The 25,480-nt window shown below is 67.0% G+C and carries 33 protein-coding genes and 1 pseudogene; 12 read left to right on the top strand and 22 right to left on the bottom strand.

The annotated features are described in order from the left end of the window. Positions 1–81 precede the first annotated feature (81 nt). The 4 genes from DL519_RS44910 to DL519_RS44895 form a co-directional block, all read right to left on the bottom strand. Positions 82–1,449 (bottom strand): DUF2637 domain-containing protein, encoded by a 1,368-nt coding sequence (locus DL519_RS44910; protein ID WP_190824835.1) that lies wholly within the window; start codon positions 1,447–1,449, stop codon positions 82–84. Positions 1,450–1,577: 128 nt separating this feature from the next. Beyond that, positions 1,578–1,877 (bottom strand): hypothetical protein, encoded by a 300-nt coding sequence (locus tag DL519_RS44905; RefSeq protein WP_190824834.1) that lies wholly within the window; start codon positions 1,875–1,877, stop codon positions 1,578–1,580. Then, positions 1,874–2,233: a hypothetical protein gene (locus DL519_RS44900; protein WP_223840512.1), complete on the bottom strand. Its 360-nt coding sequence runs from the start codon at positions 2,231–2,233 to the stop codon at positions 1,874–1,876. The genes DL519_RS44905 and DL519_RS44900 overlap by 4 nt, the downstream gene beginning before the upstream one ends. A gap of 70 nt (positions 2,234–2,303) precedes the next feature. Further along, entirely contained in the window at positions 2,304–3,638 is a 1,335-nt protein-coding gene (locus DL519_RS44895; RefSeq protein WP_190824832.1) for a coiled-coil domain-containing protein, read from the bottom strand. A 307-nt stretch (positions 3,639–3,945) separates the two neighbouring features. On the opposite strand from DL519_RS44895, the gene DL519_RS44890 reads away from it, so the two are divergent. The 5 genes from DL519_RS44890 (at position 3,946) to DL519_RS44870 (ending at position 6,894) form a co-directional block, all read left to right on the top strand. Beyond that, the gene (locus DL519_RS44890) at positions 3,946–4,254 is read left to right on the top strand and encodes a hypothetical protein (RefSeq protein ID WP_190824831.1); all 309 of its coding nucleotides are present in this window, start codon (positions 3,946–3,948) and stop codon (positions 4,252–4,254) included. Further along, entirely contained in the window at positions 4,251–4,661 is a 411-nt protein-coding gene (locus DL519_RS44885; RefSeq protein WP_190824830.1) for a type II toxin-antitoxin system VapC family toxin, read from the top strand. The genes DL519_RS44890 and DL519_RS44885 overlap by 4 nt, the downstream gene beginning before the upstream one ends. Before the next feature lie 240 nt (positions 4,662–4,901). Then, positions 4,902–5,354: a helix-turn-helix domain-containing protein gene (locus DL519_RS44880; RefSeq protein ID WP_190824829.1), complete on the top strand. Its 453-nt coding sequence runs from the start codon at positions 4,902–4,904 to the stop codon at positions 5,352–5,354. Then, complete coding sequence (locus tag DL519_RS44875; RefSeq protein ID WP_190824828.1) at positions 5,354–5,908, top strand: PIN domain-containing protein; 555 nt, start codon at positions 5,354–5,356, stop codon at positions 5,906–5,908. Before DL519_RS44880 ends, DL519_RS44875 begins: the two co-directional genes overlap by 1 nt. A 206-nt stretch (positions 5,909–6,114) precedes the next feature. Beyond that, complete coding sequence (locus tag DL519_RS44870) at positions 6,115–6,894, top strand: GNAT family N-acetyltransferase (RefSeq protein WP_190824827.1); 780 nt, start codon at positions 6,115–6,117, stop codon at positions 6,892–6,894. A gap of 115 nt (positions 6,895–7,009) precedes the next feature. Here the strand turns inward: DL519_RS44870 and DL519_RS44865 are convergent, their stop codons facing one another. Together DL519_RS44865 and DL519_RS44860 are read right to left on the bottom strand one after the other, a co-directional pair. Further along, a complete protein-coding gene (locus DL519_RS44865; protein WP_190824826.1) occupies positions 7,010–7,390 on the bottom strand; it encodes a hypothetical protein in 381 nt (126 codons plus the stop codon). Positions 7,391–7,509: 119 nt separating this feature from the next. Continuing rightward, positions 7,510–7,965 (bottom strand): hypothetical protein, encoded by a 456-nt coding sequence (locus DL519_RS44860; RefSeq protein ID WP_223840511.1) that lies wholly within the window; start codon positions 7,963–7,965, stop codon positions 7,510–7,512. Between the two features lie 186 nt (positions 7,966–8,151). Here DL519_RS44860 and DL519_RS44855 point away from each other — a divergent pair, with 186 nt between their 5' ends. The 3 genes from DL519_RS44855 (at position 8,152) to DL519_RS44845 (ending at position 10,270) form a co-directional block, all read left to right on the top strand. After that, positions 8,152–8,964 (top strand): hypothetical protein, encoded by an 813-nt coding sequence (locus DL519_RS44855; protein WP_190824824.1) that lies wholly within the window; start codon positions 8,152–8,154, stop codon positions 8,962–8,964. A gap of 120 nt (positions 8,965–9,084) precedes the next feature. Next, complete coding sequence (locus DL519_RS44850; RefSeq protein WP_190824823.1) at positions 9,085–9,471, top strand: hypothetical protein; 387 nt, start codon at positions 9,085–9,087, stop codon at positions 9,469–9,471. A 214-nt stretch (positions 9,472–9,685) separates the two neighbouring features. After that, entirely contained in the window at positions 9,686–10,270 is a 585-nt protein-coding gene (locus DL519_RS44845; protein WP_190824822.1) for a hypothetical protein, read from the top strand. 278 nt (positions 10,271–10,548) lie between these two features. Here DL519_RS44845 and DL519_RS44840 read toward each other — a convergent pair whose 3' ends face one another. The 7 genes from DL519_RS44840 to DL519_RS44810 form a co-directional block, all read right to left on the bottom strand. Next, positions 10,549–10,860 carry a hypothetical protein gene (locus tag DL519_RS44840; protein ID WP_190824821.1) on the bottom strand — a complete coding sequence of 104 codons (312 nt, stop codon included), beginning with the start codon at positions 10,858–10,860 and terminating at the stop codon, positions 10,549–10,551. After that, positions 10,850–11,068, bottom strand: a complete 219-nt coding sequence (locus DL519_RS44835) for a hypothetical protein (protein WP_190824820.1) — start codon at positions 11,066–11,068, stop codon at positions 10,850–10,852. Before DL519_RS44835 ends, DL519_RS44840 begins: the two co-directional genes overlap by 11 nt. 115 nt (positions 11,069–11,183) lie before the next feature. Continuing rightward, the gene (locus tag DL519_RS44830) at positions 11,184–11,345 is read right to left on the bottom strand and encodes a hypothetical protein (protein WP_190824819.1); all 162 of its coding nucleotides are present in this window, start codon (positions 11,343–11,345) and stop codon (positions 11,184–11,186) included. Beyond that, positions 11,346–11,624 (bottom strand): hypothetical protein, encoded by a 279-nt coding sequence (locus DL519_RS44825; protein WP_190824818.1) that lies wholly within the window; start codon positions 11,622–11,624, stop codon positions 11,346–11,348. Next, positions 11,624–11,938 (bottom strand): hypothetical protein, encoded by a 315-nt coding sequence (locus DL519_RS44820; RefSeq protein ID WP_190824817.1) that lies wholly within the window; start codon positions 11,936–11,938, stop codon positions 11,624–11,626. The genes DL519_RS44825 and DL519_RS44820 overlap by 1 nt, the downstream gene beginning before the upstream one ends. 82 nt (positions 11,939–12,020) lie before the next feature. Beyond that, complete coding sequence (locus DL519_RS44815) at positions 12,021–12,200, bottom strand: hypothetical protein (protein ID WP_190824816.1); 180 nt, start codon at positions 12,198–12,200, stop codon at positions 12,021–12,023. A 15-nt stretch (positions 12,201–12,215) separates the two neighbouring features. Then, positions 12,216–12,356, bottom strand: a complete 141-nt coding sequence (locus DL519_RS44810; RefSeq protein ID WP_190824815.1) for a hypothetical protein — start codon at positions 12,354–12,356, stop codon at positions 12,216–12,218. A gap of 121 nt (positions 12,357–12,477) precedes the next feature. Here DL519_RS44810 and DL519_RS44805 point away from each other — a divergent pair, with 121 nt between their 5' ends. Together DL519_RS44805 and DL519_RS44800 are read left to right on the top strand one after the other, a co-directional pair. Next, positions 12,478–12,771, top strand: a complete 294-nt coding sequence (locus DL519_RS44805; protein ID WP_190824814.1) for a hypothetical protein — start codon at positions 12,478–12,480, stop codon at positions 12,769–12,771. A gap of 506 nt (positions 12,772–13,277) precedes the next feature. Then, the gene (locus DL519_RS44800) at positions 13,278–13,703 is read left to right on the top strand and encodes an SsgA family sporulation/cell division regulator (RefSeq protein ID WP_190824813.1); all 426 of its coding nucleotides are present in this window, start codon (positions 13,278–13,280) and stop codon (positions 13,701–13,703) included. Positions 13,704–13,961: 258 nt separating this feature from the next. Here the strand turns inward: DL519_RS44800 and DL519_RS44795 are convergent, their stop codons facing one another. The 3 genes from DL519_RS44795 to DL519_RS44785 form a co-directional block, all read right to left on the bottom strand. Further along, on the bottom strand, positions 13,962–14,990 hold the full coding sequence (locus tag DL519_RS44795; RefSeq protein ID WP_190824812.1) for a ParB/RepB/Spo0J family partition protein: 1,029 nt from the start codon (positions 14,988–14,990) through the stop codon (positions 13,962–13,964). After that, positions 14,990–15,811 (bottom strand): P-loop NTPase family protein, encoded by an 822-nt coding sequence (locus DL519_RS44790; RefSeq protein WP_223840510.1) that lies wholly within the window; start codon positions 15,809–15,811, stop codon positions 14,990–14,992. The genes DL519_RS44795 and DL519_RS44790 overlap by 1 nt, the downstream gene beginning before the upstream one ends. A gap of 493 nt (positions 15,812–16,304) precedes the next feature. Then, positions 16,305–16,949, bottom strand: a complete 645-nt coding sequence (locus DL519_RS44785; protein ID WP_190824810.1) for a hypothetical protein — start codon at positions 16,947–16,949, stop codon at positions 16,305–16,307. Between the two features lie 1,192 nt (positions 16,950–18,141). On the opposite strand from DL519_RS44785, the gene DL519_RS44780 reads away from it, so the two are divergent. After that, on the top strand, positions 18,142–18,528 hold the full coding sequence (locus tag DL519_RS44780; RefSeq protein WP_190824809.1) for a hypothetical protein: 387 nt from the start codon (positions 18,142–18,144) through the stop codon (positions 18,526–18,528). Between the two features lie 102 nt (positions 18,529–18,630). On the opposite strand, the gene DL519_RS44775 is transcribed toward DL519_RS44780, so the two are convergent. From DL519_RS44775 to DL519_RS44760, 4 genes are all read right to left on the bottom strand, one after another. After that, a complete protein-coding gene (locus DL519_RS44775) occupies positions 18,631–18,996 on the bottom strand; it encodes a CopG family antitoxin (protein ID WP_190824808.1) in 366 nt (121 codons plus the stop codon). Between the two features lie 6 nt (positions 18,997–19,002). Continuing rightward, complete coding sequence (locus tag DL519_RS44770) at positions 19,003–19,266, bottom strand: hypothetical protein (protein WP_190824807.1); 264 nt, start codon at positions 19,264–19,266, stop codon at positions 19,003–19,005. 465 nt (positions 19,267–19,731) lie between these two features. Continuing rightward, positions 19,732–20,928 (bottom strand): helix-turn-helix transcriptional regulator, encoded by a 1,197-nt coding sequence (locus tag DL519_RS44765; RefSeq protein ID WP_190824806.1) that lies wholly within the window; start codon positions 20,926–20,928, stop codon positions 19,732–19,734. A gap of 643 nt (positions 20,929–21,571) precedes the next feature. After that, positions 21,572–22,852, bottom strand: coding sequence for an ATP-binding protein (locus DL519_RS44760; protein ID WP_190824841.1), 1,281 nt, complete (start codon positions 22,850–22,852; stop codon positions 21,572–21,574). Between the two features lie 215 nt (positions 22,853–23,067). On the opposite strand from DL519_RS44760, the gene DL519_RS44755 reads away from it, so the two are divergent. Further along, positions 23,068–23,679 (top strand): recombinase family protein, encoded by a 612-nt coding sequence (locus DL519_RS44755; RefSeq protein ID WP_223840509.1) that lies wholly within the window; start codon positions 23,068–23,070, stop codon positions 23,677–23,679. Between the two features lie 1,108 nt (positions 23,680–24,787). Here the strand turns inward: DL519_RS44755 and DL519_RS48195 are convergent. After that, positions 24,788–24,979, bottom strand: a complete 192-nt coding sequence (locus DL519_RS48195; RefSeq protein WP_263399859.1) for a helix-turn-helix domain-containing protein — start codon at positions 24,977–24,979, stop codon at positions 24,788–24,790. Next, positions 24,962–25,348: pseudogene (locus DL519_RS48190) on the bottom strand (recombinase family protein); the annotation flags it as partial. The pseudogene DL519_RS48190 and the gene DL519_RS48195, both read right to left, overlap by 18 nt. Positions 25,349–25,480: the final 132 nt, after the last annotated feature.

Here is a 25,480-nt window from a genome sequence, read left to right as displayed (position 1 = left end):
CCCCGGGCGACGGGCAGACCCACCACAACGAAGGGGAGGGGCTGAACACCTAACGGTGTCCAGCCCCTCCCCTTCTTCCAATCAGGCGAACTGTAGCTGCCTGGTGCGCCCACCGCCCGTCGCTTCAGGCACGTGCAGCTGGACCCACCGGGGGCTGACCCTGAGGATTCGCGCCACCTCGCCGGTCAAGCTGTCGCTCACGCCTTCCGCGCGCCGGTCGGCGACGAGTTGCATCGCCATGACACGCAGCCGGTCGAAGTCCCCCGGGTTCCGTTCGCCGTCCTGCTCGATGGTCTGGTCGAGCTCGGCAAGTTGCTGCGCCGTCTCGCGGTTCTCGCTCCGCAGTTGCCCAACGACGCGCTGAGCGTTGTCGAGCAACTCCTGGGTCCGCTTGTTCTGCTCCCGCTCGGTCCGCAGCTCGGCGGCCTGGCGTTGCTGCAGCACCTCGACCTGCTGCTGGGTGTCCGCGTGGGCCCGCTGCAGCAGCGCGGCGTTCTGCTTCCGGTTCTCGGCGAGCTCGTCGTGGGCCTGCTGCACAGCTGCGGCTGCCTGGGCCTGGACCTCGGCGAGCCGGCGTTCAACCGCGACGCGCATCTCGTGCAGCTCCGCCTCGGCTCGCGCCTTCGCTTCTACCGCCGCGACGATCTGGGGATTGGCGCCCTGCGTACCGAAAGCGTCGGTGATCTCGGCGTAGTAGGCGATCAGGGCCAGTCCTCGTTCGTGGGTCAGCAGTAGAACCAACGTCGGCAGGGTCTTGACGCCGATGTTCTCCGCCAGGTCCCACCCGGTCGCGGGCTCGTGCAGTGCCAGGACGATGTTCGCCCCGGCGCTGGCAGCAATACCGATCGCGAACGCCAGGTGCGACCGGAACCCGACCGAAAGCCCCAGCAGACGGCGGACCAGACCGACCAGGGATGCGGAGATCAGCAGCCCGTCCACGGTCAGCGGCCAGATGTGAGCGCGCCATCCGTGCTCACCGTTGAGCTCGGCGAGCGCGCGGCCGTGGTCAAAGTTGAGCGCCAGCGCGAAGGCGGCAACGGCGCTGACCACCACAGCCATGACCAGGACGATCACGCGCGCCACCCGCTTCAGAGTTGGCCGTGCGGCAGGCGCGCCTGAACCGGACGCCTGCGCATCGCCCTCTTTCCGTGCGCTGCGGCCTGCCCGCCATGCGCGAGCGATGCGCACGGCATGCTGCACGCCAGGCGCTGCGCCGATGACGATGACGGCGATCGCGACGGCGACGGCGACGGCGACCAGGCCGGCCGCGAGATGCACGGCGGTGCTGGTCACGTCGGTGATTGACGTCCCGGCCTTGCCGAGCGCGGTTTCTGCTGGTGCGGGGTCCTGGTCCGGTGCCGGCCAGAACATGGCCGCGGGAATCAGGGCCACGGCGAGTGTCGCGAGGATGCCGCCGATCACTCGGCGGCGATTGCCTTGCGGCATCATGGGCAGTACCTCATTTCGTGGGGTGGCTGGCGGGTGCCCGACTTCTGGCAAGAGGCTTGGGGCACCCGCCGGTTTTATTTCCGCAGGTCGGGTCGTGCGGGTGAGTGATGCGGCGCCGCTGGGCGTCGTCACTCGCATTCGGGTTCGTCGACCGCGGCGTCCGGTCGGGCGAAGTCGTCGACTCGGCCGGGCGTGTAGGTGCCGGACGGCATGATCCCGGCGTAGACCAGGCGAAGCTCGCCGGCGGTCCGCGTGAAGTCGTACCGGTGCACCGGGTTCGTGCCGGGCCGCCGGGGGTCGTAGTCCTCCTCGATCTGGCCGTAGTAGCCCTTGGCCAGGAATTCAGCGATCAGGTCTTCGTCGTCGTCGAAGTACTCGACGTTGCCGTCGTACGGGCCACCGATGTACGGCACCTCGACCTCGGTCACGAGTTCTCCTGCTCTTCTGCCGCTGCCGCGCTGTCCTCGTCGAGTTTGGTCGCCGCTGAGAGCGCCGTGCGCAGGTCGGCAAGCCGCGCGTCGTAGTCAGCGCGGAGCCGCTCTCGCTCGGCGCGGAGCTCCTCGCGATCGGACTGGCGCTCGGCGCGGAGCTGTCCGCAGTGGGTGCGCTGGTCGTCGTGCGAGTGGTGGCCGTACTCCAGCAGCTCGGCCTCGATGCCGTCGAGCTGGGCGCCGTCGAGCCAGGTCGACAGCGCGCTGGCGCGCCATGCGAGGTCGTCCTGGTGACGCGGCGATACGGCGAACGCGAGCTGCTGGGCGTACTCCGATCCGTGCTCACAGGTCATCAGCGGGGCTCCCGTCATTCACACTCGGCGCCGTCGAGCGGTCCGCCGTCGTAGGGCACCTCGATCTCGGTCATGCGCTGTTCTCCTGGTCGTCCTGGTGCTCGTCGGGGCGGCGGTCGGCGGCCAGCAGCTCACGTAGGGCCTGCTGTTCGTCACGGTGCTGCTGGCGGGTGTCTTTGAGCTCCTCGCGCAGCCGGTCGGCGTCAGCGGCGATCTCCGCGACCCGCTGGTTCGCGTCGGCGCGAACCAGCTCGGTTTCCTGTCGGGTTTGGTCAACCTGAGTGGCGTAGTACTGGCGGAGTTCGGCCTGTTCACGCTTGTGTTCCTGCCGTGCCTCGGCGAGCTCGTCACGGACGCTCTTGGTCTCGGCACGGGCCTGTTGCATGTCGGCTTGGTGCTGCTGCCGGAGTTCGGCGAGCTGCTCGCGGAGGGTCTCGGCCAGCGCCTTCGCATCTGTGGCGCTTTGTTGCGCACGGGCGCGCTGCTCATCGGCGTTGTGCGCGGCATCCTGCGCCTGCTGGATCTGGCGGGCGGCTTCGTCGCGCACGGTCTCGATCTCCGTGCGGGCGGCTTCGTCGCGCTCGGCGAGCCGCCGGTCGCGGTCGGTCTTCGCGTCGGCGACCTGGCGTGCGGCGTCGGCACGGGCTTGCTCGATCTGCTGCGCGGCTTCGGTCTGGATGCGCTCGATCTCGGCGGCGGCTTCTTCGCGTGCGCGCTGGGCGTCGGCGATGGCCGCACTCTCGGCCTCGCGTGCGCTGTCGCGCTGGGCGCGTGCGTCTTCGAGGTCGGCGGCCATGCGTTCGGCGGCGGCGTCGGCGTCCTCGCGGAGTCGGCGTTCTTCGTCGCGCTCGTCACGTAGGTCGTCGCGCTCGGCTTCGGCGGTGGCTTGCGCTCGCTGTGCGTCCTCGACTTGCTGGCGGGCATGCCGGCGGATGGCGGCGATCTGTTGCTGGACGGCGTCGACGTCGCTGGCCTGGGCCAACAGAGCGACGAAGGCTTCGAGGCGACGAGGCAGGTCGTCGACGAGCTGCGCGATCACCTGGGCCTGTTCGGCTGTGCTGACCTTGGTGAGGTCGAGACGTTCCGCGGTGGTGGGCTCGGTCGTTTCGGCGTGTGCCGGAGGCGCGGATGTGTGCGCGGGGGCCGCCTTGCGGCGCGTACGCATGCGGTTGGCCGCGTTGGTGCGGTTATGCAGCACGCCGTCGACCACTTCCTGGCAGTAGCCGCCGGGTCTGCCGACGCCGCCGCGGCGAAACGGCGGGTTGTCGCACCCGCCCAGCTCTGCAGGCCAGGAGCACCGGTCGCGGCCGCCGTGCGCGGCCTCGGGGTCCGCTTGCGGCTCCGTGCGCGTCGGGCCGCCACCCGTGCTGCCACCCGTGCGCGCCTCGTGCGTGTCGTCGGTCATGGCGATCATTCTAGCGTTTCGTATCGTATCGAGTCAAACCGAATCATGATGTTTTATTTCATATCATATCGTTTCGTATCGTTGTAACATCATAATTAGAAACGATACTATATGCGATCGCACATGATCGAAACCGCGCATAACCCCGGTTATGGGCGATTCACGTTCGCGCGTTCACCGTGCGCCACATCAGGCGCATGGTCCACACTTCGTACGCGTGGTAGACGCATAGTCGTGGCGTTAGACAGAAGATGTAGCTGGATCACGATGTGGCGTGCGTGGTTGACGCTCGGCGTATTGTGGTGACATGAGCAATGACCGGGTGACCATGCGGCAGTTGACGCACGAACCGCGGACGGTGTTCGAGCGCCTGCAGCACGAGCGGCGGCTAGTGATCACCAACGGCGGCCGAGTCGTCGGCATCCTCACCCCGCCGGACCCGGACGAACAGCAGCTCGACGACTGGGCGGCCGCCGGGGAAGCGCCGGCCGACTGGCGCACGCGGCAGCAGGGGCTGCAGTCGTTCCTGGCGGCCGCGCCCGTGCGCACCGCGACCGCCAGCGAACCGGTCGGCTCCGCGGCGATCCTCGCCGACCGGGAGGACACCGACCGGTGATCTACCTCGATTCTTGCGCCGCAATCAAACTCGTGGTGGCCGAACCGGAGTCCGCGGCGCTGGTGGACTGGCTCACCGCGCGCTCCTCCGAGGTGATCATGTCCTCCGGGCTGATCCGGGTGGAGCTGCACCGGGCGCTGCACCGGATCGGCGCCGCCGACGCCGCGGTCGACCAGGCCGAGCAGCTGCTCGACGGGCTGCACCTGCGCCCGGTCGACGCCGTGCTGCACCAGGCGGCCCGGCTCGACGGCCAGCACCTGCGGTCGCTGGATGCGATCCACCTCGCGACCGCGCTGAGCAGCGACGTCCCGCCGACGTTCGTCACCTACGACACTCGTCTCGCCGCGGCCGCCGGGCAGGCCCGGCTCACCGTCGCCGCCCCCGCTCCCCCGCCCTCGGACGGCTGACCAGGAGCGCGAAGCGGTACGCGTGCCGGTGAGGGAATCGCTGCTGCGTGCGCGGGTCGAGGTCCCATCGCCCTTTCGCGCGTATCCCGGCGGGGCCCTCGCTCTACCGAGCCGACACGGCTGCCTGACCAGAGGCACTACCCGACCGCTTGGCAGATTTCTCCTGTATCCCGACCCAACACGTTGCGCTTATTTCGTTTATTGCGGATACTGCGGATAAGCACAGGAGGGAAGGTCGCCATGTCCCAACTCGCTCTCGACCCGATCCAGCCGAGCCAGACCGACTCGGCCACGGCCGACAAGGCGCTGCACCACATCCGCGACTACCTCAGCCGCCACCACGAAACCAGCGTCCAGCTCGCCGTCGACGACGAGGACGGCGACCAACTGGTCGTCCCTCGGGGAGCCGTCGAACTGCTCGCTCGGATCCTGGCGCACATGGCCGCGGGTAAGGGCGTCTCCGTCGTGCCCGCCGGCGCCGACCTGACCACCCAGCAGGCCGCGGACATGCTCAATGTCTCCCGGCCCTACCTGGTCGGTCTGCTGGAGGCAGGCGAGATCGACTACCGCAAGGTCGGCACCCATCGCCGAGTGAAGGTCGAATCTCTGCTGGAGTACATGCGCCGCGACGATCAGCGCCGCCGCGAAGCCGCCGACGAACTCACCAGCCTCACCCACGAACTGGGGCTTTGATGGCCTTCGTCGTCATCTACGACGCCAACGTCCTCTACCCCAACGTCCTGCGCGACCTACTGATCCGGGTCGCGCAGGCCGGGCTCGTCCAGGCCAAGTGGACCCACCGGATCCTCGACGAAACCTTCCGCAACCTCAAAGCTAACCGCCCCGACCTTGACCCCGACAATCTCGACCGCACCCGCAAGCTGATGATCCGGGCGATCCGGGACTGCCTGGTCCAGGGCTACGAACCGCTCATCGACGCCGTCACACTGCCGGACCCCGACGACCGTCACGTCCTGGCCGCCGCGATCAAAGCGCGCGCCCAGGTCATCGTGACCGTCAACCTCAAGGACTTCCCGATGGACTCCCTCGGCCAGTGGGACATCGAGGCCAAACATCCCGACGCCTTCATCCTCGACCAGATCCACCTCGACCGGCCCAGCGTCTACGGCTGCATCCAGCGCATCGCCGACTCCTGCACCAAGCCGCCGCGCACCATTCACGACATCCTCGCCAGGCTCGAAGACCTGGGCCTGCTCGAATCAGTAGCAGCCCTGCGCACCGAGTAGATGAAGTCATGGCGGGTTGGAGGCCGGGACTGCTGGTGCTGTGGTGAGGTGGTGGTCGTGGTCGTCATGGTCGGCGACAGGTGGTGCGTCGCCGGTCGGCTTCGGTCTCGGCACGCTCCTCGGCGGGCACCGTACGCCTCGTCTAGGCGCCGTGGCGCTCTGCCAATTCCGAGCCGAAGCTGCTGATCGTCGGGCACGATCAGCACATGGTCGAATCTCGTCAGCAACGGCGCGCCCGGGAGCGCGCGGAAGCCAAGTCCGCTCGACGCACCGCCGGCGTGGCCGGTCTCCACGAACAGGATCTCGTGCAGGGCTGGCCCCTCAGCGAGGACACCACGATCCGGCTCGCTGCCCCGGATGACATCGAGAAGGTGGCCGAGCTGGTCCAGCTCGCGGGGGTGTCACTGGAGGACGCGCTGGTCGACGCGCTGCGTACTGATGAGGGAATCGCCGCCGCACTGCGCACCGGGTTGCGCTCCGGGCACCAGGCGCTGCTGGCTGACGTCGCGACGGCGTCGACTCAGGTCGCCAACGACCCGCGCCGGCTGTACCTGCGCTCAGCGCTGCCGCTGGTCGCCGACCGGCGCGGCGAGATCGTGGGCACGCTGGTGTCCTACCCGCCGACCAACGTCGTTCACCGCTACTACACCCACGCCGCCGCCTACGGGCCGCGCGAACAGCAGAAGGTGTTCCTGCTCGGCGCTGTCGGTCTGGCCAAGATCAAGGCGGTCGCGGTGGCCGACACCGCCCGCGGCGCGGGCCTGGGCTCGGCGCTGCTGCGGCGGTGCGTGCAGGTCTACCGCGCCTGCCGGTTCACGCTGGTGTACGGGCAGATCCCGGCCGACCGCGACCTGAAGGCGTTCTACACGAAGCTGGGATTCGAGGTCGCCGACACCGAGGACCCGCTGGACCTGTGGCCGATCTTCGGCTACCCCGGCGGCATCTTCGCGGACCAGGGCGAGCGTCTGTTCGCCCGCTGGCTGTAGATCCGCCGCCGAGGTGACAGTCATCTCGGTGGCGTACCCGTCTCCCGAGCAGCTAACCGGGGCCGGAGCCGGGCCTTCCGCCGACCTGTTCTCCTTGGGGGCGACCTTGTCCCGGCTACGGTTCGAGTTCGGGTCGTGCTCTGAGGTCGCCCGAGGTGTGCAGGTCGACGCTTTCCATCGCGGTCCAGTACCGGGTGGCGTCGGTGACGGCGGCCGCCAGCTCGTCGCCAAGTCTGGCCAGGTGTGCTCCGGCGATCCTGAGTTCGTCGGCGGGGTGATCGCTGATCGTGGCCCGCTCCAGCTCCTGTTCGTCGAAGCGCCCTACCTGGTCGGCCACCACGGAGCTGAGGTGGCTGAGCTGGGCGAGCGTGGCCACGATCGCCGAGCCAAAGGCGTGAAGCTCATCCAGGGACGGTTGCGGAATCCTGGCCTGGCAGGCACACGGCCGTTGCCACCGCGTCGCGCCCGCGATGCAGCGCTTCCAGTGGGTGTTCACACTCGATCACGAGGACTGCCTCCTCGGGTTCAGAAAGGACCGGACCGCGACCAGGAGAAGCCTTTCGTCACCGTGACAATTGAGCGCGGCACAGCGGCGGGGGTCCACACTGGGCGTGATCAGGTGCGCAGTTCGGCGAGAGCGTGGTCGAGATCGGTGAGGAACTGGCCGACTGACGCCAGCTCCGTATGGAGCTCGGCGCCATCCTGTTGCAGCCGGTAGGTGTTGATCAGGTTGGCGGTGAGCATCGCCGCGTCCGAGGCCATGTCGACCAGCGGTGGGCGTTCCTCGGCCGCGGTGAGGTCGAAGGCGGTGCGGATCGAGCGCAGCGCCAGCAGCCGAAGCCGGGTGTCTTCTGCCCGCACGCCGCCTACTAGCCGGTGAAAGCCCGCCACGAACTCGGTGACGCCGTCCAGGGACTCGTCGGTCGGATCGGCAAGCACGGCTGCGTCGAGCTCGACCTTGGCCGCCAGCACACCCAGCAAGAACGCGGTGTCGCCGGGCCGTGGCCCGTGCGGGCGCTGTGCGGGGTCGGCGACGGGCGCAATACCCACTCTGACCTCCCGGAATGCCATGCCAACGGACCTCCAAGTCGACCGACCTGGAATGATCCAAAATGGACGTCGGGTGACCACCCCCGACGACACGCCGGGTGGTCCCACTATTGGCAACCAGGGTGGCCCCATCCCCTTGGCAGAAATCCGCTCAGGGCGGTCCCATCAACCTGGCAGGCGACACCGCTGTGCCGCCACATCGCCGCGTTGGAACGCAAGCAGCAGAAACTGACGGACGAGCGTCCGCAGCACGTCGAACGGGTCCGGGGGCTGCTCGCACGGGATCGGGTGGCCGTGGTGGACGCTGAGCACGTCGTGCCGCCGCCGCCGACGCCGGCGGGCAGGGCCCGCCCGGCGACCGCGATCCGGGTCCGGGCGGTACAGGCCTGCGACGGCGAGCAGCTGGTCGACGTCACCGCCCGGATCGCCGGCCCTCGCGCGAAGTTCGTACCAGCTGCGGCGATCGAGCGGGACCAGGCGGTGGAGCAGGTCCACCAGGCGCTGCTGCACCGACCGCTGATCACCTGGTCGGAGAGCAGCCTCGACGCGCTGCGCGAGCTCGCCGGGCACCCGGACCTCGCCCACTGCTGGGCCCGGTCGCGCTACAGCCCGCCGGCGCGGGCGCACCGCAATCACGCGGCGGAGCTCGTCGGCACCCTGGCGACCAGCTGGCGCGGGCAACTCGACCTCAACTGGAACCTGGTGCCCTGCCTGACCCCCGGCGACCCGGGCCGGCTACTGCTCTTGCTGCAGCGCATCGCCGGCGACACCGTCACCACCCACGACCATGACGACCCGGACCGGGTCGCGGACAACATCACCACCGCCGCCGAGCCGGGGCTGGCCACCATCCCCCCCCCCGGACTACATCCTCCGAGGAGCACTGACGATGACGACACGCCCGAACGATGCGCGGCTGTGGGCTCGGCTCTCGACGACCCTGCGCGCGAAGGCCAGGCACTTGGAGGCCGACCGGTTCGCCCGCGTGCTCGTCGCGATCGTCCGCGACGAGCGCGGTGACGCTCCGACCTGGGCGCCCGGGGACGCGCTGCCGTCGCCGCCGCCGGCGGGGGTGGTCGCCGTCGACGGCGTCGTCTGGATCGAGCAGCGGGACGGGACGCCGGCCGCGGCTGCTACCGGATGTCGGCCGCGGATCGAGCCGCCCACCAAGGCGCGACTGTCGATATCGACGGCATACGAGCGTGGCCGGATCTGCTCGACGGCGAGGGGCCGCTGACCGCGTACGATCCTGCTCCGACCGCGGCGGAGCTGGAAACCCTGCAGGTGTTGTTCGCGCGCTACCTCTCCAGCGACCTCGCCGAGGCGATCGAAGACGACACCGAAGCGCTCGCCGAACTGATCGAAGTGACGCGCCGGATCTCCGGCGGCGAAGAGGTCTCGGTCGGGATGGCACTCGACCTCGCCGACACCGCCCTCGCTGACCGCGACGACGTGATCGGCGCTGATCACCCGGCCGAAGCCTTCGCACTGCACCTCGCGCAGTGCCAGCACTCCACGGTGGGCTGATGGAGACACCGCGGCCGCCACGGCGACGGAAAACCCGCCGCGGCCGACCTGCGCCGCGGTGGCCGCTACGTGAGCACGTTCGGCCGTCCCTCGCCGACGACGTTCTGCGCCTGCCAGGGGTTTCCTGAACAGCTGGCAACACGAAACCCCTGTTGGAAACCGCCGCTCTCTCGGCAGGCTGGATGTTGTTGCGAATGAGGAAGGAGTGAGCTTGATGCGGTCCACAGTGGTCATTCCCGGTCTGACGCTCGATGAGGAGATGTTCGCCGCCGCGGCCGAGGGCCTCGCCGCGTACGCGCCGGAGCTGGCCCCGTTGTCCTGGGAGCAGTTCACCGCGTCTGCCGGGTGGGCGATGATCCCTGACGAGTGCAGCAGGCTGGTGAAGGCCGAGATGGTGTTGTCCAACTCGATCGAAGCCACGCGGAAGTTGAACGTCTGGTTCTTGCCGGACCTTCGGGGTGGCGCACAGCCGATGCCCCATTCCCACCCGTGGCGGTTCACCAGCCGGATTCTGGTCGGCGGATACACGGAGGACCGCTACGACATCGCCGGCGACCAGGTGCGCACCGAGTTCAACGTGACGCACGAGTTCGGCACCGCGAACACCGTGCCGAAGGAGCTGTACCACGAGGTGACCGAGATCCACGGCGAGCCGGGCCGGACGCTGACGCTGATGGTGTGCGAGCGGGGCACCCGTGGAGATTGGGGCTACCTCGACATCGGGACAGGCGCACATCGGCAGATCGCGCCCGATCCGGAGTTCTCGTCGCGCTTCGCGGCGATGAACCCACACCTGTGATCGCGTGACTCGGGCCCGGCGGACGATGTCCGCCGGGCCCGAGCTCGTCAGCTGACGGGGCTGTAGGTCAGGTCGATCTCGTCGAGCTCGATGGTGCCCATCTCGTCCTCCCCGTGGTCCGTGTCGGTCGACGCCGGCTCGACCTCGGGCTGCGGGCGTGGTCAAGGGTGTGCCGTAGGCACATCGCGCAGCGGCGCGGTAGCGCCCTTGATCGGGCCCGCAGGCCGGGGTAGGCATCCTGAGACCGATCGCGGACGCGGGGACGAGACGGGCCACGATTACCGCAGCTGTACGGCGGCTTCCGGTGCCCACATCTCGGTGAGCAGCCGGCCGCGGCCGTTGGCGTTGCGGAGTTCGACGTCGCGGAGGTGGGCCCACCGGTCGCCGGTGCGGGTGTGGTGCCACGCCACCATCAAGGCCGGCACCCGCTCCCCGTTGTCGATCCCGGCACTACGGACACGTATCGGGGTGCCACGTCGCACCCCGACCGACTGGGGCGGCAACGCGAGCCGGAGATCCACCAGGACCGGCACAGGCGGATCACGCTCGTCCCTCGTCCCCCACCAGCCATCACCGCCGCTATCGCTCACCCGTTCGATTATCGTCGATGCTGGAATCCGACACCAGGCGAAGGACGGGGCGATCCTCGATGGGGTCGCCCCGCTCCAACCTGGCGATCATGGCCAGCACTGCGGCGGCCATCGTGCGGGCGCCGGCGACCTGGCCACCCTCGCGCGGCGTCAGCCCGGGATGTTCGCGCAGGTTGTCATGGGCCCACTGCACCTTGCGACGCAGCACTGCGAGCTCATCGTTCAAAAGGGGATGCGCCTTCCAGCTCAGGTTGGTCGCGAGCGTAGGGGCCTCGGCCGGGATTACCCAGCCGAGGCCCCCTACCGAGATATGCTCGTGTCGCCTACGCCAAGTGCTTGTGATCCCAGAAGATCTGCTTGGTGCGCTCGGCGATGTCCTTGTCGTGCGCAGCAGCCTCTTCTGCCAGCTGATCGACCCCCTCCCAATCGCCCTTGATGATCCTGTTGATCAGATCGACCTCGTGGCGGTCGATACTCCAGCCCACTTAGGACACACCCTCGGCGGGCGCTGTCAGGTCGAATGCGATCCAGATGGCGTGATCCTCGGCCCACCCAGTGACGGTGTCCACCGACCACGCCAGGCCGTCGGCCCGCGGGTGCTCCGCCGCGACCGCCGCCCGGTAACGCGCCGCGATGCTCAGCAGCAGGGTGCGGGCGGCCTGCCTGGTGCCGGTCGTCCAGTCTGCGCCGACGCGCTCTTGCAACGCCTTGTACCGCTCGAAGAGCGCCTGGCCAACCTCGAAGTGCTCCTGCGCTGTCGTCATCACCGGCCCGCCTTCGTCACGTCGCCGTCACGCAGCTCGGCGAGTGGGCCGTGTTCGCCTTCGACTTCCCACGCGGCGAAGTCCTCCTCGGTGATGCGCTGAGCGGCAAGGACGGCCACGCGCTCGGCCCAGTAGATGCGGTCTTCCCGCTGGACATAGATAGGCCATTCGAGGTCGGCCGGGATCTCGGCAGCGACGCGTGAGTCCGTCCGGCGGTTGATCTCCTCGGTAACGGCCGCGAAGAACGCCTCGACGATGTCGCTGGTACGGCCGTGGTCGGCGTTGGGATAGCCGGACAGCACTGTGGTACGCATGTATTGCTCCTGTTCGAGGGAGTGGCGCCCGGCCAGGCAGGGGCTCCAATCCAGGCCTGGCCGGGCTCGTAGGTTCAGCAGATCAGGACTCGTCGGGCGGGGTGCGGGAGAACACGCCTTCCCAGCTCCGGTACCGGCACATCCCGCAGGATCCACAGCGGCAGTTCTGAATGCGGTCCGCAGCGGCCCTGATCTCCTCCTGAGTCGGCAGCGGCGGCGGATTCTCACGCCACTCCGCGCACTGGGCGCAGGTGCAGCCCATGACGTTCTCCTCAGATCAGCGGGAGCTGTCGCCGAGCTCCTCATCGACGATCGTGTCCGCCTGCTTCCGCTGCACCCACCACGGCGCGTTCTGGTCGACCTCCGTCTCGATCCGCTTGTCGACGCGCCGCTGAATTTCCTCGTTTCGCTCGGGCATTTTCCCGTCCTTCCAAGGTTCTTTCTTGCCGGACACCTTTCATGTTACACGAAACGTCATGCATGACGATTAGGCATTCCGAGTGAATCGACATGCATGACAAGTTGGGTAGCCTGACCGCGTGAGTCGTCAACGCCCCGACACCGTCGACCAGCTGGAGAACCAAGGCCTCTCGTACGCGGAGGCTGGCCTGCTGGACGTTTTATGCCGTACGCGCAAGGAATTCTGGCCGCACTTCAGGACCGAAGATCTGACCACGTCCGAAGCGGGAATCCGGCACGTCCGGCGTCTAGTCGACGGACTGGAGGAAAAGGGCTTCCTGCGCCGTTGGCAGATCGGCCTCGGCCCCGCCGGCGGTGTCGTCTGGGACTGGCAGCTCTACCCCAACGGCGACGCACCCGAAGCTGCCAGTTGAAATCCAGCGCTACGGCGCTGAGGTGAGTACCGGGTACTCACCTCACAGACAACTGCGGCCCCAGGCAACTTCGTTCTGTTGCCTGGGGCCGCAGCTCATGTTTCAGCTGATCAAGGCTTCGACAAGCTCTTCAACTTCCGAATAGGCGACCCACGTTCGGCAGCACTGGCCAACACCCTTGGAATCACAGGTTTTAGAAAGCTTGACCCCGCGTTCCCGATGCCATCGCCTGTTGGCAACCGCTGTGGTCAACTCGGAGCCCCAAGCGGAGAGTTGTCCACAGCGGGCGGCAGTCAGCGCCCCAACCCCGTACTCAAGTCCGGCAGGGCACGCGCTGAGTGGAACGGCAGCCAATGACTGCATCGCGCGCGTCCATGCGGTTCTTGACAATCTGGAGCATCACGGCGGCCGGGTCTGAAGTCATCGTGAAGAAGGTATGAACCCACGTTGGGCATGCTTCGTTCAGAAGGTATGGGAAGCCGAAGCCGATGCTTGGGAGTGCGGACATGATGGCAAACGATCACGGCACGGTGCTCGCCACCATGGTCTTCAACCTGGTAGCCCCGGCGGGAGTGATCGCGCCGGTTGGCGTGGAACTGCGGTACGACAGCCGCAACCCGTACGAGGTCTGCATGAAGTTCAACGTGGGCAAGGCCGGTCAGGTGGATTGGGTGATCGCCCGCGACCTGCTGGCCGACGGGCTGGTCGCCGAGGCAGGCGAAGGCGACGTGCGAATCCGCCCTCGACTCGACGAGCCGACGTTGGTCATGATCGCGTTGAGCTCGCCGTCAGGGCAGGCCACCTTCGAAGTGAATGCCGATCAGCTTGCCGACTTCTTGAACGACACCTACGACGCGGTCGCACCCGGTGACGAACACCGGTGGATGAACGTCGACGAGACGCTGAGCCGGCTGCTCTCGCACAACCTGTAATGACCTGGTTCTCCCGAAGTGCCGCACGCCAGGCGGCCAGCCGCGGCACCTGACGGCACCTCGTCCGCCGGGCCGGGCTCGGAACCTGGCCGCCGCCAGGCCGTGCAGCTAGCGGGTACAGCGACTGAGCAGGCCTGCTGCATCTCGCCCCTGGTCGCAGGCACCCGATCAGCAAAAACCGGGCGAGTACCCGGTACTCACCCACGAACGACCACGGCCCCGGCAACAGAACAAGTTGCCGGGGCCGCAGTTCGTGTTTCAGCCGATCAGAGCTTCGACGAGCTCTTCGACTTCCGAGGGAGTGAGGTGCTCTCGGAGAGCGTCGGCGAGACTTCTCGGGGACCTGTCTTCCACACGGATGATCAGCTGCGGCTGCAGCCGCTTCTCATCGCACTTCGCTGCGGCGCCTGGGGTGAGTACCGGGTACTCACTTTCTGCTGCCGCATCGGGCTCGTGCAGATCGTCCGATACGGCTGCTTGCTCCGGCGCGTCTTGTTCCTCGCTCTCGTGCGGGGTGAGTACCGGGTACTCACCCGCTTCGTCCGGCTTGGCTAGAAGCTCGGCCGCGAGGTACGGCGGTCCAGCTTTCCAGCGCGCCAGTTGTTCGTCTGCCGAGATTCGCTCGTCGGTCAGCCACACCTGAGCTACTGACTCGGGGAGTTCTCCTGTCGCCAACAGCGGCTGCAGCTCCTCGTGTAGCCGGCCGCATTCGCGGGCGACTTTGAACAGGACGCGGTCGGCTTCGATCGCGGCCTGCAGGTCCGGGTGAAGTTTCGTCAGGTCGATGCGCTGACGAACCCAAGCCGGGTCCTTGTTGATGCCCTTGGCCAGCTTCCGCTGCGAGCCGTACCGGATCAGCATCCGGCTCAGATGGCGCCCGAGTAGCAGCGGGTTGAGATCGCGGCGATGCACATTCTCAGTGATCATCGCCTCGTCGATCTGGGCCTCAGTCCAGTCATCGCGCCGGCGGCCGTCCAAGGTCGGCAGGCCGGCCTTCTTCCCGGCCGCCAGGCGACGACAGCCGTTGATGACCACCACCGGGCGCTGGTCGAGTTGTTCTTCCAGATAGGGCTTCTGCGCGAGGAACGCGGCGCGGCTCATCACGTTCAAGTTCTGCAGTTGACCGCGAGCCCGAAGGTCTTCGGCCGTTTCGTCGACTTCGAGGTCGCTCGGCCTCGGGTTCTCGGGGTTGGGCTGCAGCTGGTGCAGCTTGAACGTCTCCACGTGCCCGGTGGACGTGGAGACGGTGATCTCGTCGTCGTCCTCACCGAGGACCACGCGCGCCATCAGTTCCCCCCGATCGCGAGTTCCATGTTGAGGCTCAGGTAATCCTTCTGCGCTTCAACTGCGGTTCGGTTGCGGGGGTAGTGGGTGCACAACCGTCCGGCTGCTGACGCCGTGGTGTGGAGCTTGTAGCGCCGGATCACGGTACGAGCGACCGGCCAGCCCCTCCGTTCGCACCGTTTGCGCGTATCCACGAGATCCCCATCTCCATCGCGTGGATCCCAGTTGTTGATCACGACCACGAAGCGGATGCCGAGCGGCTGGATAACTTCTTCGATGGTCCGCTGAGTCGGGGGGAATGCCAGGTCTTCAGGTTCCATCGGCACGACCACGAAGTCGGCTGATTCGAGCGTGGCGAGCAGAATCTGCTTCCCCGGCTGCTCTGGTGCCTCGCCGCGGCGGAGGGCGGCGAGCTCGTCATCCGCGCCTTCGAGCCATCCCGGAGAGTCGACGAAGATCCGGCGGTACTGGCGGGCTTGCTTGAGCTTCGCCAGCACTCGGGGATTCTTGTGCTCCTGGGCGTAGTCGAGCGGCAGTCGCTCGCCCTGTTCTGCCAGGCGCTTCTCGACCTTCTCCAACCAGTAAGGCAATGAGCCCTGGGGGTCGGTGGAAACCGCCAGCACCTGTGCCTGCTGCTCGCCGGTCCCGGCGATCGGGAGCGGCGGGAAAACTTCGGCGGTGGTGCCGGCCAGATGTCCGGTCGTCGTCGTCTTTCCCACGCCGCCCTTCTGAGCTGCAACGACGATGACCTTGGTTTCGTGTTGTTGTTCCATTGTCTCCGTATGCTTCCCGTCGTTGGTACTGCGGAGCAGGCCGCGGGACACGAGCCGCGACCTCGGCGACCAGGCTAGGCGACAAGCATTCGGCGACGATGGCCAACACCCGTCGAATCCACGGATTATCGATGGTTGCCTTGCTCTTTCCCGCGCCATCGCTTGTTGGCAACCGCTGTGGTCAACCCGGAGCCCTTGACGGAGGTTGTCCACAGTGGGCGACAGTCAGCGCCCCAGCCCCGTACCTGAGTGCGGCAGGGCTCGCGCTGATCGGGACTACCGCCCGGTGGCCTGGCGTACTTCAGGCAGCCGCAGTCGGCAGTGATGGGACGGGCATGATTCAGAACTTGTCGCAGGGCCGCCGCCGGAAGATGTCACCGCTCGTGCTGCAGAGCCAAGAGATGGAGCGTTTGGTGGACACCGTGCAGCACCTGTCCGCCGAACACAGCCTGGTGCTCGTCCCGGCGGGCTTGACCAACGCGGCCGCGCTCCCGTTGGTTGAGCCTGGATCGAAGCGCTCTGGTCATGAGCCGAACCCTTCGCGTCAGTCCCAGGGGGTCCAGCCAATCCAAGTGAATACGGCAATGACGGCACTGACGATGGTGCCGAGCGCGACTAATACGCCCCTCTTGCGCCATCGCGTCCACCAGTCTTCTTTCACAGGCTGATCCTTAACGCTGGTCATGGTGGCGTCCCGACCGGCGACATTGTTGCTGTCTCCCCGCACAGTCTGAATGCCCACGACGCTGGAGTCGGGGCCGTTGGCGGCCTGGCTACCGATCGCCGTGGCGGAGTCTGCTGCAACGTTAAGAGAGATCGAGCCACCATCGGTGGCGTTGTACTGATTGACAACCACTGTTGTGAACGCTTGATCAGCGATGTTCTTGTCCGGCACATCTTGGTCCTGCGGCGTCCGCGCGATCAGTTCGGAGACCAGCTCCACCAGAGCCGTACGGATCCGAATAAGAATCCCCTGTATCGCCGTCTTGGACACCGCCCAGTAGACCTCGGCCACGCGACTTTGCGGGGCGACGTTCAACTCGTTCAGGCCGTACACGAGCCCACTGGCCCAGACAGGGCGAAGGTGGTGCATCTGCTCGCCCGATGCCGCGAGCGCTTCCAGCTCGCCGATGTTCAAGCCCAACACGGCGATCCCATGCTGGACTTGATCGCGGAACTCCTCGGGCATCAGTTCCCCGGATAACTGGCGCAACGCCTACAGCGGCAGGTATTCGCGGAGCTTGCTGCGGACGTGGGGCTGGTGGTCGCCGAGCCGCAGACACAGGGTGGGAAGGCGCTCGGCGATCTCCAGGGGCGTCACCTGCGTACGTGCCGTTGCCCATTGGGCCGGAACTGATTCTCGATGGTCCACCATGTTAGAAAGTGACCGGTTTCACATTCGCTGGTCGATTAGCGTCGCCGAGACCGAATACTTCTCCGCACGCGCGCCCCTACGCGCGGGCGCGCGCGTAGGGGCTCGGCGAAGCCGTAGGGGGCGAACTGGGATGCCGGATCTTGGCGCACCGCTCCGGTAAGATCTCTGCCAGTTGCTGATCAACGCGGTCCTCCCCCTGATCGCTGCCCAAATTGGAGCAGCCCCCGGGAAACCGGGAGTCCTGAACGGAGGACCAAGAGTTGGTCGCCAACTACCGAAGTAGACGAAAACGCCCCGTGGTCGCATGGGGTGCGATCGGGGCGCTTTGCGCTCTACTGCAGCTGGGCATCGAGGTCGTCAGAATCTTGGCGGGTTCCTGACCTCGAGCCAGCCTCCGGCCGGGCCTTCGGGCCCGGCCCTTTTTGTGCCCGGTTGGGCTGCTTGCTGGTGTTCTGGCCCTCTTTGACACCTGAGTGTCAAAGACCGAAGTCCTCATCCCCGAGGGGAGTTGGCCAACCGTGCACACCACGCACACTGTACACGGTGACTGCCAGCGACGCGATCAATGCGACCTCCTTGTGACCCCCTGTGAGCTGCGCAATCGCGGGTTTGGTGCCGCCTCCGGCCCGGCCAGCTCGCCTCCGCCAGCAGCGTGGGCGCCAGCAGCGTGGGCGCCAGCAGTGTCAGGCGTGCATGAGCGCGCAACACCCGCCTGTCTACCGACGCAAAGCAGCACGGGACTCCGTGGACCGAGGACGAGTTCCGCGCGCTGGCAGATGAGATCTACCGCAGTGCCGAAGGCGGGCCAAGCTGTGGGCGCGGGAGAACGATGGTCCGCTGCGCACCGCAGAGCCGTAAGTCGGTTGATGGCCGAGAAAGCTGCAGAGCGGGTTCGGCCGGTGGTAGTCGAAGACCAAGGCCAGCGGTGTGCCGTTGGCCTTGACCGAGTGGGTACGCGCGGAACTCGTGGTGCGCATCCTCGGCAGACCGTGAGCCCGGCAGCGGGGTGCTGGGGCTTCGGTACCGCGACGGCAAGACCGAGGTCGTGCTGCCCTACCTCAAGGAGCCCGAATTGGGCCGGGACGCGGCGAACCTCGCGCTGCGGATCCTGGAGCTGCACATGAACAAGCTGCTGCCGGGCGCGATCCCGGTCGTGCTCGACCTGCGCCGGCCGCACCGCTGCGATTGCGCAGCAACACCAACCGCGACGACCTCGACGCCGTGCTGGCCGGCGAAGCCGCCAAGTACGTCACTCACTGGCAGGCCGCTGCGGCCTGATCATGACCGCCCTCCCGGGGTGCGGCCCGCATCGTCGCGCCGCGCCCCCAGGGGCGTGCAGGTGGAGTTGCCGGTCGACAGAAATGAGGGTGTGTGCAGCTCGTCGAGCGTTTGAACCCCAGCTCCTTCGCAGGCTCCCACCCCTCGTGGACTGAAGTGGCATGACGAACGGCCCGCAACCGGATGCCGGTCACGGGCCGTCGGGTCCCTGGATGGGTCAGTTGCGCTTGCCCGCAGCGGGCTTCGCTGGTCTCGCGCCAAGCTCGGCCTCGATTCGAGTCAGGCGCTCGTTGATCTGTGCTAGCTCGTCGCGGGGTACCGAGTGCGATCCATACACCGCCTGTTCGAGGATCTCCCGAAGCAAGGCGGTGTATCGGATGCCTCGTGCTTGAGCGAGCTTCTTCAATGCCTCGACCACATCGGCTGGCAGGCGGAGAGAGGTCGTCTTCATCGGTCGCGGTTCGACCCACTGACCGTGATCCATCTCCGCCGAGGTGTCGTGGGTGTCGTAGTAAGCGGCCAGCTCGTCAAGCTCTTCGGCCGGCCTCGGTAGATCTTGTTGGGTCTTCTTCGTTGTCGTCATGCATGATCACCGTGCCTTGCGCATGAAGGCCTTCTTCTCGCTGAGAGTCATGTCGCGGGCGGTCACGATGAAGGCCGCATCGTGATCGCCCTTGGCCGGTACGGCCACCACTAACAGGTGGCGGCCCGCATAGGTGCGCCCGTAGATCAGCGTGGTGTTATCCCTGCCGGGAGTCATCCAGTGCGGGCGTTCGAGAATGGCTTCCCGAACCTCATCCAGCGTCACGTTGTGCTTAGCGACGTGCTTCGCGGACTCCTTGTTCTCTTCCACCTCCTTAAACCGATCCATACCAGTAATCGTATTGCAAACGCATTGCGTTGCCTAGGTCCATACGGACGATCCGAAGTGGTGATCGGCCTGTCGCTGAGGCGGGTGGTCCTCGGTCGGCACCGCTGGGGCGCTACCGTGCCAGGTCATGGCTACGCAACAGTCGACTGTTGCGTAGCCGTGGTGCGCATATGGCGGAGGCGTGAGGGAACACCGGAACGGCGAACAGCGCTACGCCGTGAGAGGCGGCGCGGTGTGGCGGTCGGCGTCGGTGCGAGCGCGGGACCGGAAGGGGCAGTCGGCGAACCGGTAATCCAGCGCGTCGGTCGGACGGCCTGTGGCCTGGGCGGCCTGCTCCCACCACACGCGCCGCAGGGTGCAAGCGTTTAGCTCGAGAACGCAGCAGCTGTGCCCCGCGACGACTAGGTCGTCGCGGGGCACAGCGGTTCGAGAGGTCGTGACCGTCGATCAGCGAGTGAACCGGCGCCACCAGGCTGGTTTGTCGTCCTGCTGATGTTCGACGACGTGGAGGCGTTCGCGGCGGGCGCTGGCGGCTTGTTCGGCTTTCTCGCTCTCGGCGTCGAGCTGGCTCAGGGTGCCTCGCACATTGAGCACCGAGGAGAGGACCTCGGCGCGGTAGTCGTCGTCGCCATCGACCGCGCCGCGGTCGATGGCGTCTTTGATGCGTTCCAGCAGCGGGCGGGGCAGGTCCGGGCGGTCGGTCAGGTCCAGTAGCGCGGAGCTGGCATGGCGCTTGTTGGGTCCGCGAAGCTCGGCTAGGACGCTGGTGACGAACTGGTCGGCGATGGCGGGGTCGAGTTCGGGGTTGCGGGCCAGGCCGGGCCAGGCCCGGGGGATCGTCACCGCGACCTCCTGCACAGGCTGCTCGCCGACCGAGGCCACCTCGTAGAGGACGTTGTCGGAGGGGTCTTCGCGCAGCGCGCGGATCTGCTCGTCGGCGGGGGAGTGGGCGAAGGCCCGACCGCGGATCTCCTCGTAGACGCTGTGGCGAAGCTCGGCGATCCGCTCGGGGTTGTCGGTCTCGCCGGCCTCCACGTAGAGCTGCCCGACCTGCTGTGGATAGGAGGTCATGACCGCGCGGTGCAGGATCCACGCCGCGTCGGTGACATCGCGGCACCAGCGCCGCGCGACGGGAACGCCCGGCCCGACCCGGCCGCGATCGGCGAGCAGCTGCAGCGTCTTCTCGTTATCGGGGTCGAAGAACATCAGCGTGTACTCGGCGAGGTTGGTGGTCGCCGACTTCGAGTTGCCTGCGCTGGCGGATTCGAGCCAGCCCGCGATCTTGGCTGCCGGGTAGTGGTCCCGGTAGCCGATCTGCTGGCAGAAGAGATCCCAGAAAACATCGGCCCGCACCCGGAGCGTGTAGTCGTAGTGCGGCAGGACCTTGAGCAGGCTGATCAGCTGCACCTCGGCCTTGCCCAGCTCCGGGTCGGCATCCAGCGGACTCGGGTTGAGCAGGTCCGATGGGCGCATGCTTCCCAGTTCGAGGGCCTCGCAGAGCTTGGTCAGCGTGTCCAGTCGGGGCCTCGTGGACTTGCCCGTCTCCAGCTGGCTGAGGGTCTCCTGCGTGATCCCGGCGAGTCGGGCGAGGTCCCGTTGGGTCAGATGGGCGGTCTCTCGGAGGTGCTCCAACATCGTCTTCATGAACCATCGAACGGCCTATGAACGGGCTATGTTCCCGTATGAACGGGTTTTTTCTGCTGTTGACCGGTTTGGAGTAACGTTCGGTAAGTGTCGCTGGTGCGTCAGGGGTGCGGTGAGGCGTCGGCGGGTTCCAGATCCAGGGGCAGCTGGCCGCCGTCGATCGCGTACAGAGGGGTGACGGGGTTGGGGTCCAAGGCCGAGCAGCGGGCGCAGTCCGGGTTCAGCCAAGGTATCCACAAAAGCCGCTATCACTGGGTGTTTCCGCTGGTAGACGACTTCTGACTGTCCTTTGTGGTCTGTTGTCATGACGCAGCGTCGCGGGTGCGCGCTGGAGCAAGCGCCTGGCAAGCGGTCAGCTTGACGTAATGGCTCTTAGCGGCGCATCCGCGACCCGCTGACCAGTGCGGACGCCGGTCCGGCTGATTATCACCCGAGCAAGCACCGGAAATGTCCGACTATGCGGCTGGTTCCGCATGGTCATGCGGTCACAACCAGTCAGCAAATGCGCCCGATCCTCGGCGTTTACTACCGGTACCCCAACAGCCCGTCGCGGCCGACAGCCCTTCCCTGGTCACCCACGCGCCGTCCGTTAAGGGATCGACAACCGAGATACCCGGTGGGCGTGCCGGAACATCTCGGTCTCTCACATTCGGGTGTAGTGCTTGATGTCTTCTTCGAAGTCGGTGATGGCCTGTTGGGTGAGGCTGGGGCGAGCATCGGTGATGGCGGCGAGGTAGTCGTCGGTGGTGGCTGGCTCGCCTTGGCGGTGCTGCATCTCGCGTTCGAACGCAGCCTGGGCGCCTTTGCGAGCAGCGAACTCGATGTCGGCGGGGGTGAACATCTCACTGGCCTCCACCAACCGGGAGAGGTCGAGGGTCTCGGCTGCAGTACCGAGGTAGCGCGACCAGATCGCGGCACGCGCGTCAGGATCCGGCGGACCGATCGGGAGGACGTAATCGAATCTGCCGGGGCGCAGGAATGCGGTATCCAGGGAACGCACCGAGTTGGTGGCGCAGATCAACAGTCGGTCGTCATGCTCGCGGAAGTTGGGGATGAGCTTGAGCAGTTCGTTGGTCACCCCGTGCCCGGGGTCGACGGCCAGCCCGGAGCGGGTGCCAGCGATTTCCTCGACCTCGTCGATAAACAGCACCACCGCCTCCAGCTCGGCCAGCTCGGCGAATGCCTCGCGCAGCGAGGTAGCCAGGCCACCAGAAGCACCGGTGGCCAGACGGGAGGGAAACAGCTCGACGAACGGCCAGCCCAGCCGGGAGGCCACTGCCTTGGCAAAGCTGGTCTTGCCGGTGCCCGGCGGCCCGAACAGGATCGCCGCCTTAGGCTGGATCACTCCATACTGATCGGCCACAGTCGGTTCTGCCAGCGGCAGCACAATCTGCTTCTCGATGATCTGCTTTTCCTGCACCATCCCGGCCACCGCGTCCCACATGCCGGCCGGCAACACCTGGCCGCCGAGTTCGGCCAGCAGGCCCACGTCGCCCGCGCCGTGGGGCTCGACCTTCTCGTAGTAGGTAAGTCCTCCCCGAGCCCGGTATCCCGAGTTGACCAGTGCCTTCGCCCCGGTTGCCTCATCGGGCAGCAGCGCGCTGATACGGCGCACCCCCAGGCCTCGCAGCCGCCGCTCCAGCTCGGCGAGCAGAGCACTGCCGATGCCTCGATTTCGCCAGCGGGCCGCCAGCGCCACCAGCAGTACCCACGCCCGGTCGCCCTGAGTCTGTGCCACGGCCATGCCCACCAGTTCCTCACCAACCACCGCCACCACCGCAGGCTGGCCCGCCTGGGCCGCGGCCATCACCTCCGACACCGAAAACACCAGGAGCGGCTCGTCGGGCAGTCGGCTCTGATCCCACACCCCGATCGCCTGGTCCAGATCCTCGTCACGAAACTCCCGCAACCGCCACGTCTTCATCACCACCACCCCCTCCGACACGCTCGCCCTCGCCGCGGATGACCGCCTCCCCATTCTCTCGATTCAGCGCGGCCCAGACACGTCCGCAAGACGAACCCCCACCGGACACGGGGAGCCGGACATGCCAACGGCTCGTGAGCTGGACCTGCGGTGTCTCAGATACCTGGTCCGGTGAAAATCTCACTTGTCGGGGGCTAACCGTACGGTCCGCAGCCATGAGCGAGACGATCACCGGCTACGCCCGTTGCTCCACCGACGAACAGGACCTCACCGCCCAACGCCAGCACCTGGCCGAGCTCGGCGTCGCCGACGAGTGGATCTATCTCGACCATGGGCTCACCGGCACCACCCGCGCACGACCCGGTTTGGACCAAGCGCTCGCTGCGGTGCGCCCCGGCGACACCTTGGTGGTACCGAAGCTGGACCGGCTGGCCCGCTCAGTGCCCGATGCCCGTGCCATCGGCGACTCTCTCGCCCAGCGCGGCATCAAGCTCTCCCTCGGCGGGCAGGTCTATGACCCAGCCGACCCGATGGGGAAGATGTTCTTCAACATCCTGGCCACCTTTGCCGAATTCGAGGTCGACCTGCTGCGGATGCGCACCCGCGAGGGCATGGCCGTCGCGAAGGCCAAGGGCAAGCTGCGCGGCAAACAGCCCAAGCTGGGATGCAGACCTGGCACCCTCGCGGAATCAACTGTCGCGTATTCGTTGGGGGGTGTCACCGGGCGTGGTCGTCCCCGGGTGCATAGCGGCTCCAGGGGCTGCCGGCTTCGGCGGCGACACGGCCCGCTGCTCCCGAACGCTCGGCCAGGTGTCAACTGCCGGTGATCTACCGGATAACTGCCCGTTACCCGGTAGATCGATCAACAACGCAACACGATGAGCTGCGGAAATGCTGCCTGACGACTCGGGCGACAAGGGCACGTTATCCGGTAGGTCGGGCCGCCGCTCACGTCGTTGACCTGCTGTTCTCCGCCTACCTGACCCCTCGCCGGGCCTTCGGGAGTTCACGGCCGACACGGGAGGTCTGTTCTTGGCTGTAACTGCGCGCAGTTCGGCGTCCTCGGTGACGTGCGCAAAACCGAGCATCCGCCGGATCTCCGGGACAACCCGTTCCGTCCCCGCTGAGCACGCGCCCGATTTTCGCAGCTCAGACGGCTCGATTCATTGACTTATGCCCTGAACGGGCGTGTACTAAAAGTGCGGTGAATCGATTGAGAGGGTCGGTGAACCGAAGGGGCGAGTCGCGACAGCCCCGAAGGAATGCAAGGTCCAACTCAAGGACCGTTCGTAGTCCTGAGCCCTGCCGGAAGTTCTGGAGCAGGCGGAGTTCAGTAGTGCGAAAGACGCTCGTCAAACTCGATCGAGCTGGCGTTCCGGTAAGGACCTCCACAGCTGCGGAGGCATATGAAAAGGCTTCCGCAGCGCTGCGGAGGCCTTTTCCTATGCCCCAAAAGCGCAGCCTGCGTGGCGATCAGCGCCCGTGATCACGCGATTTTGCGGCCTGAGAAGCCCCTGAGACGGCCGCACACCACCGTAATCACCCTTAGCGGCGCATCCGTGGCGCGCTGACCAGCTCCAACGCGGACGCGACCCGTTATCGCCCGTGCAAGCACCCGAAACGACCGGTTATGCGGACGGTCCTGCATGGCCATGCGGTGACCGACCGTGGTCACGAGCGCGGCCCGTTCCTACCGAATTCGGTTCCCACCCCTACCTTGGCTGCACCCCGGGCACTGCTGCACGCGGACTTCGGCGAGTTCGGAGCTCAGAGCCGAGGTGGGTAGCCGTTCGCCGATTTCGACGCAACCTTTTGGGGTTCGGGAACCGGGGCCAAGTCTCGGTCTTTTAGCGGCGGCGCCGGGCCTGGGCGAGGGCTGGCGCGCAGCGCCTCGGCCAGCTCGGGCCTTGAGTAGCAGCCGTACAGGATCCTCCGTTAAGCGCCGGAGGGCTGGTCGGACTTGTTGAGGTAGCCGTAGATCGTGCTGCGGGGCACGGTGAACAGGTCGGCGATCTCCTGGACGGTCTTCTCGCGGGCGTCGTAGAGCTGCTGGGCGAGCTCGGCCTGGTGTGCGGTGAGCTTCGGCCGCCGGCCGCCCTTCCGCCCGCGGGCGCGAGCTGCTGCCAGTCCCTCGTGGGTGTTGGCCACGATGAGGTCGCGCTGGAATTCGGCGACGGCGGCCAGCATCCGGTAGACCATGCGGCCTTCGGCGGTGGTGGTGTCGATGCCCTACTCCAGGAACCGGAACGCGACGTCGCGCCTGCGGAACTCGTCCAACAGCGAGACCAGATGCGCGGTCGAGCACCCGACCCGGTCCAGGCGGGTGCACACGAGCACATCCCCGGCGCGCAGCACCTTGTTCACCACGTCCCACTGCGGCCGGGAGGACTTCGCACCGGAGGTGTGGTCGACGTAGATGTTCTCCTCGGCGACGCTGGCGCGGATGAGCGCGTCGCGCTGGGCGGCGGGGTTCTGGTCGCCGGTGGACACGCGCATGTGGGGTGAGAACCGAATACGCCGGAAAGGGGCCGCGAGCGGGCGTAACCGCTGGTCGGGGAGCTCCTGCGTTGGTGATCAGCAGCCTGGCTAAGGTGTGCGGGTCCGGGTGGTGATCTTGCTGGGGTGTTG

The organism is Saccharopolyspora pogona (assembly GCF_014697215.1).
In the GTDB taxonomy this organism is placed as follows: domain Bacteria; phylum Actinomycetota; class Actinomycetes; order Mycobacteriales; family Pseudonocardiaceae; genus Saccharopolyspora; species Saccharopolyspora hattusasensis.
This window is presented reverse-complemented; position numbering and strand designations above follow the sequence as displayed.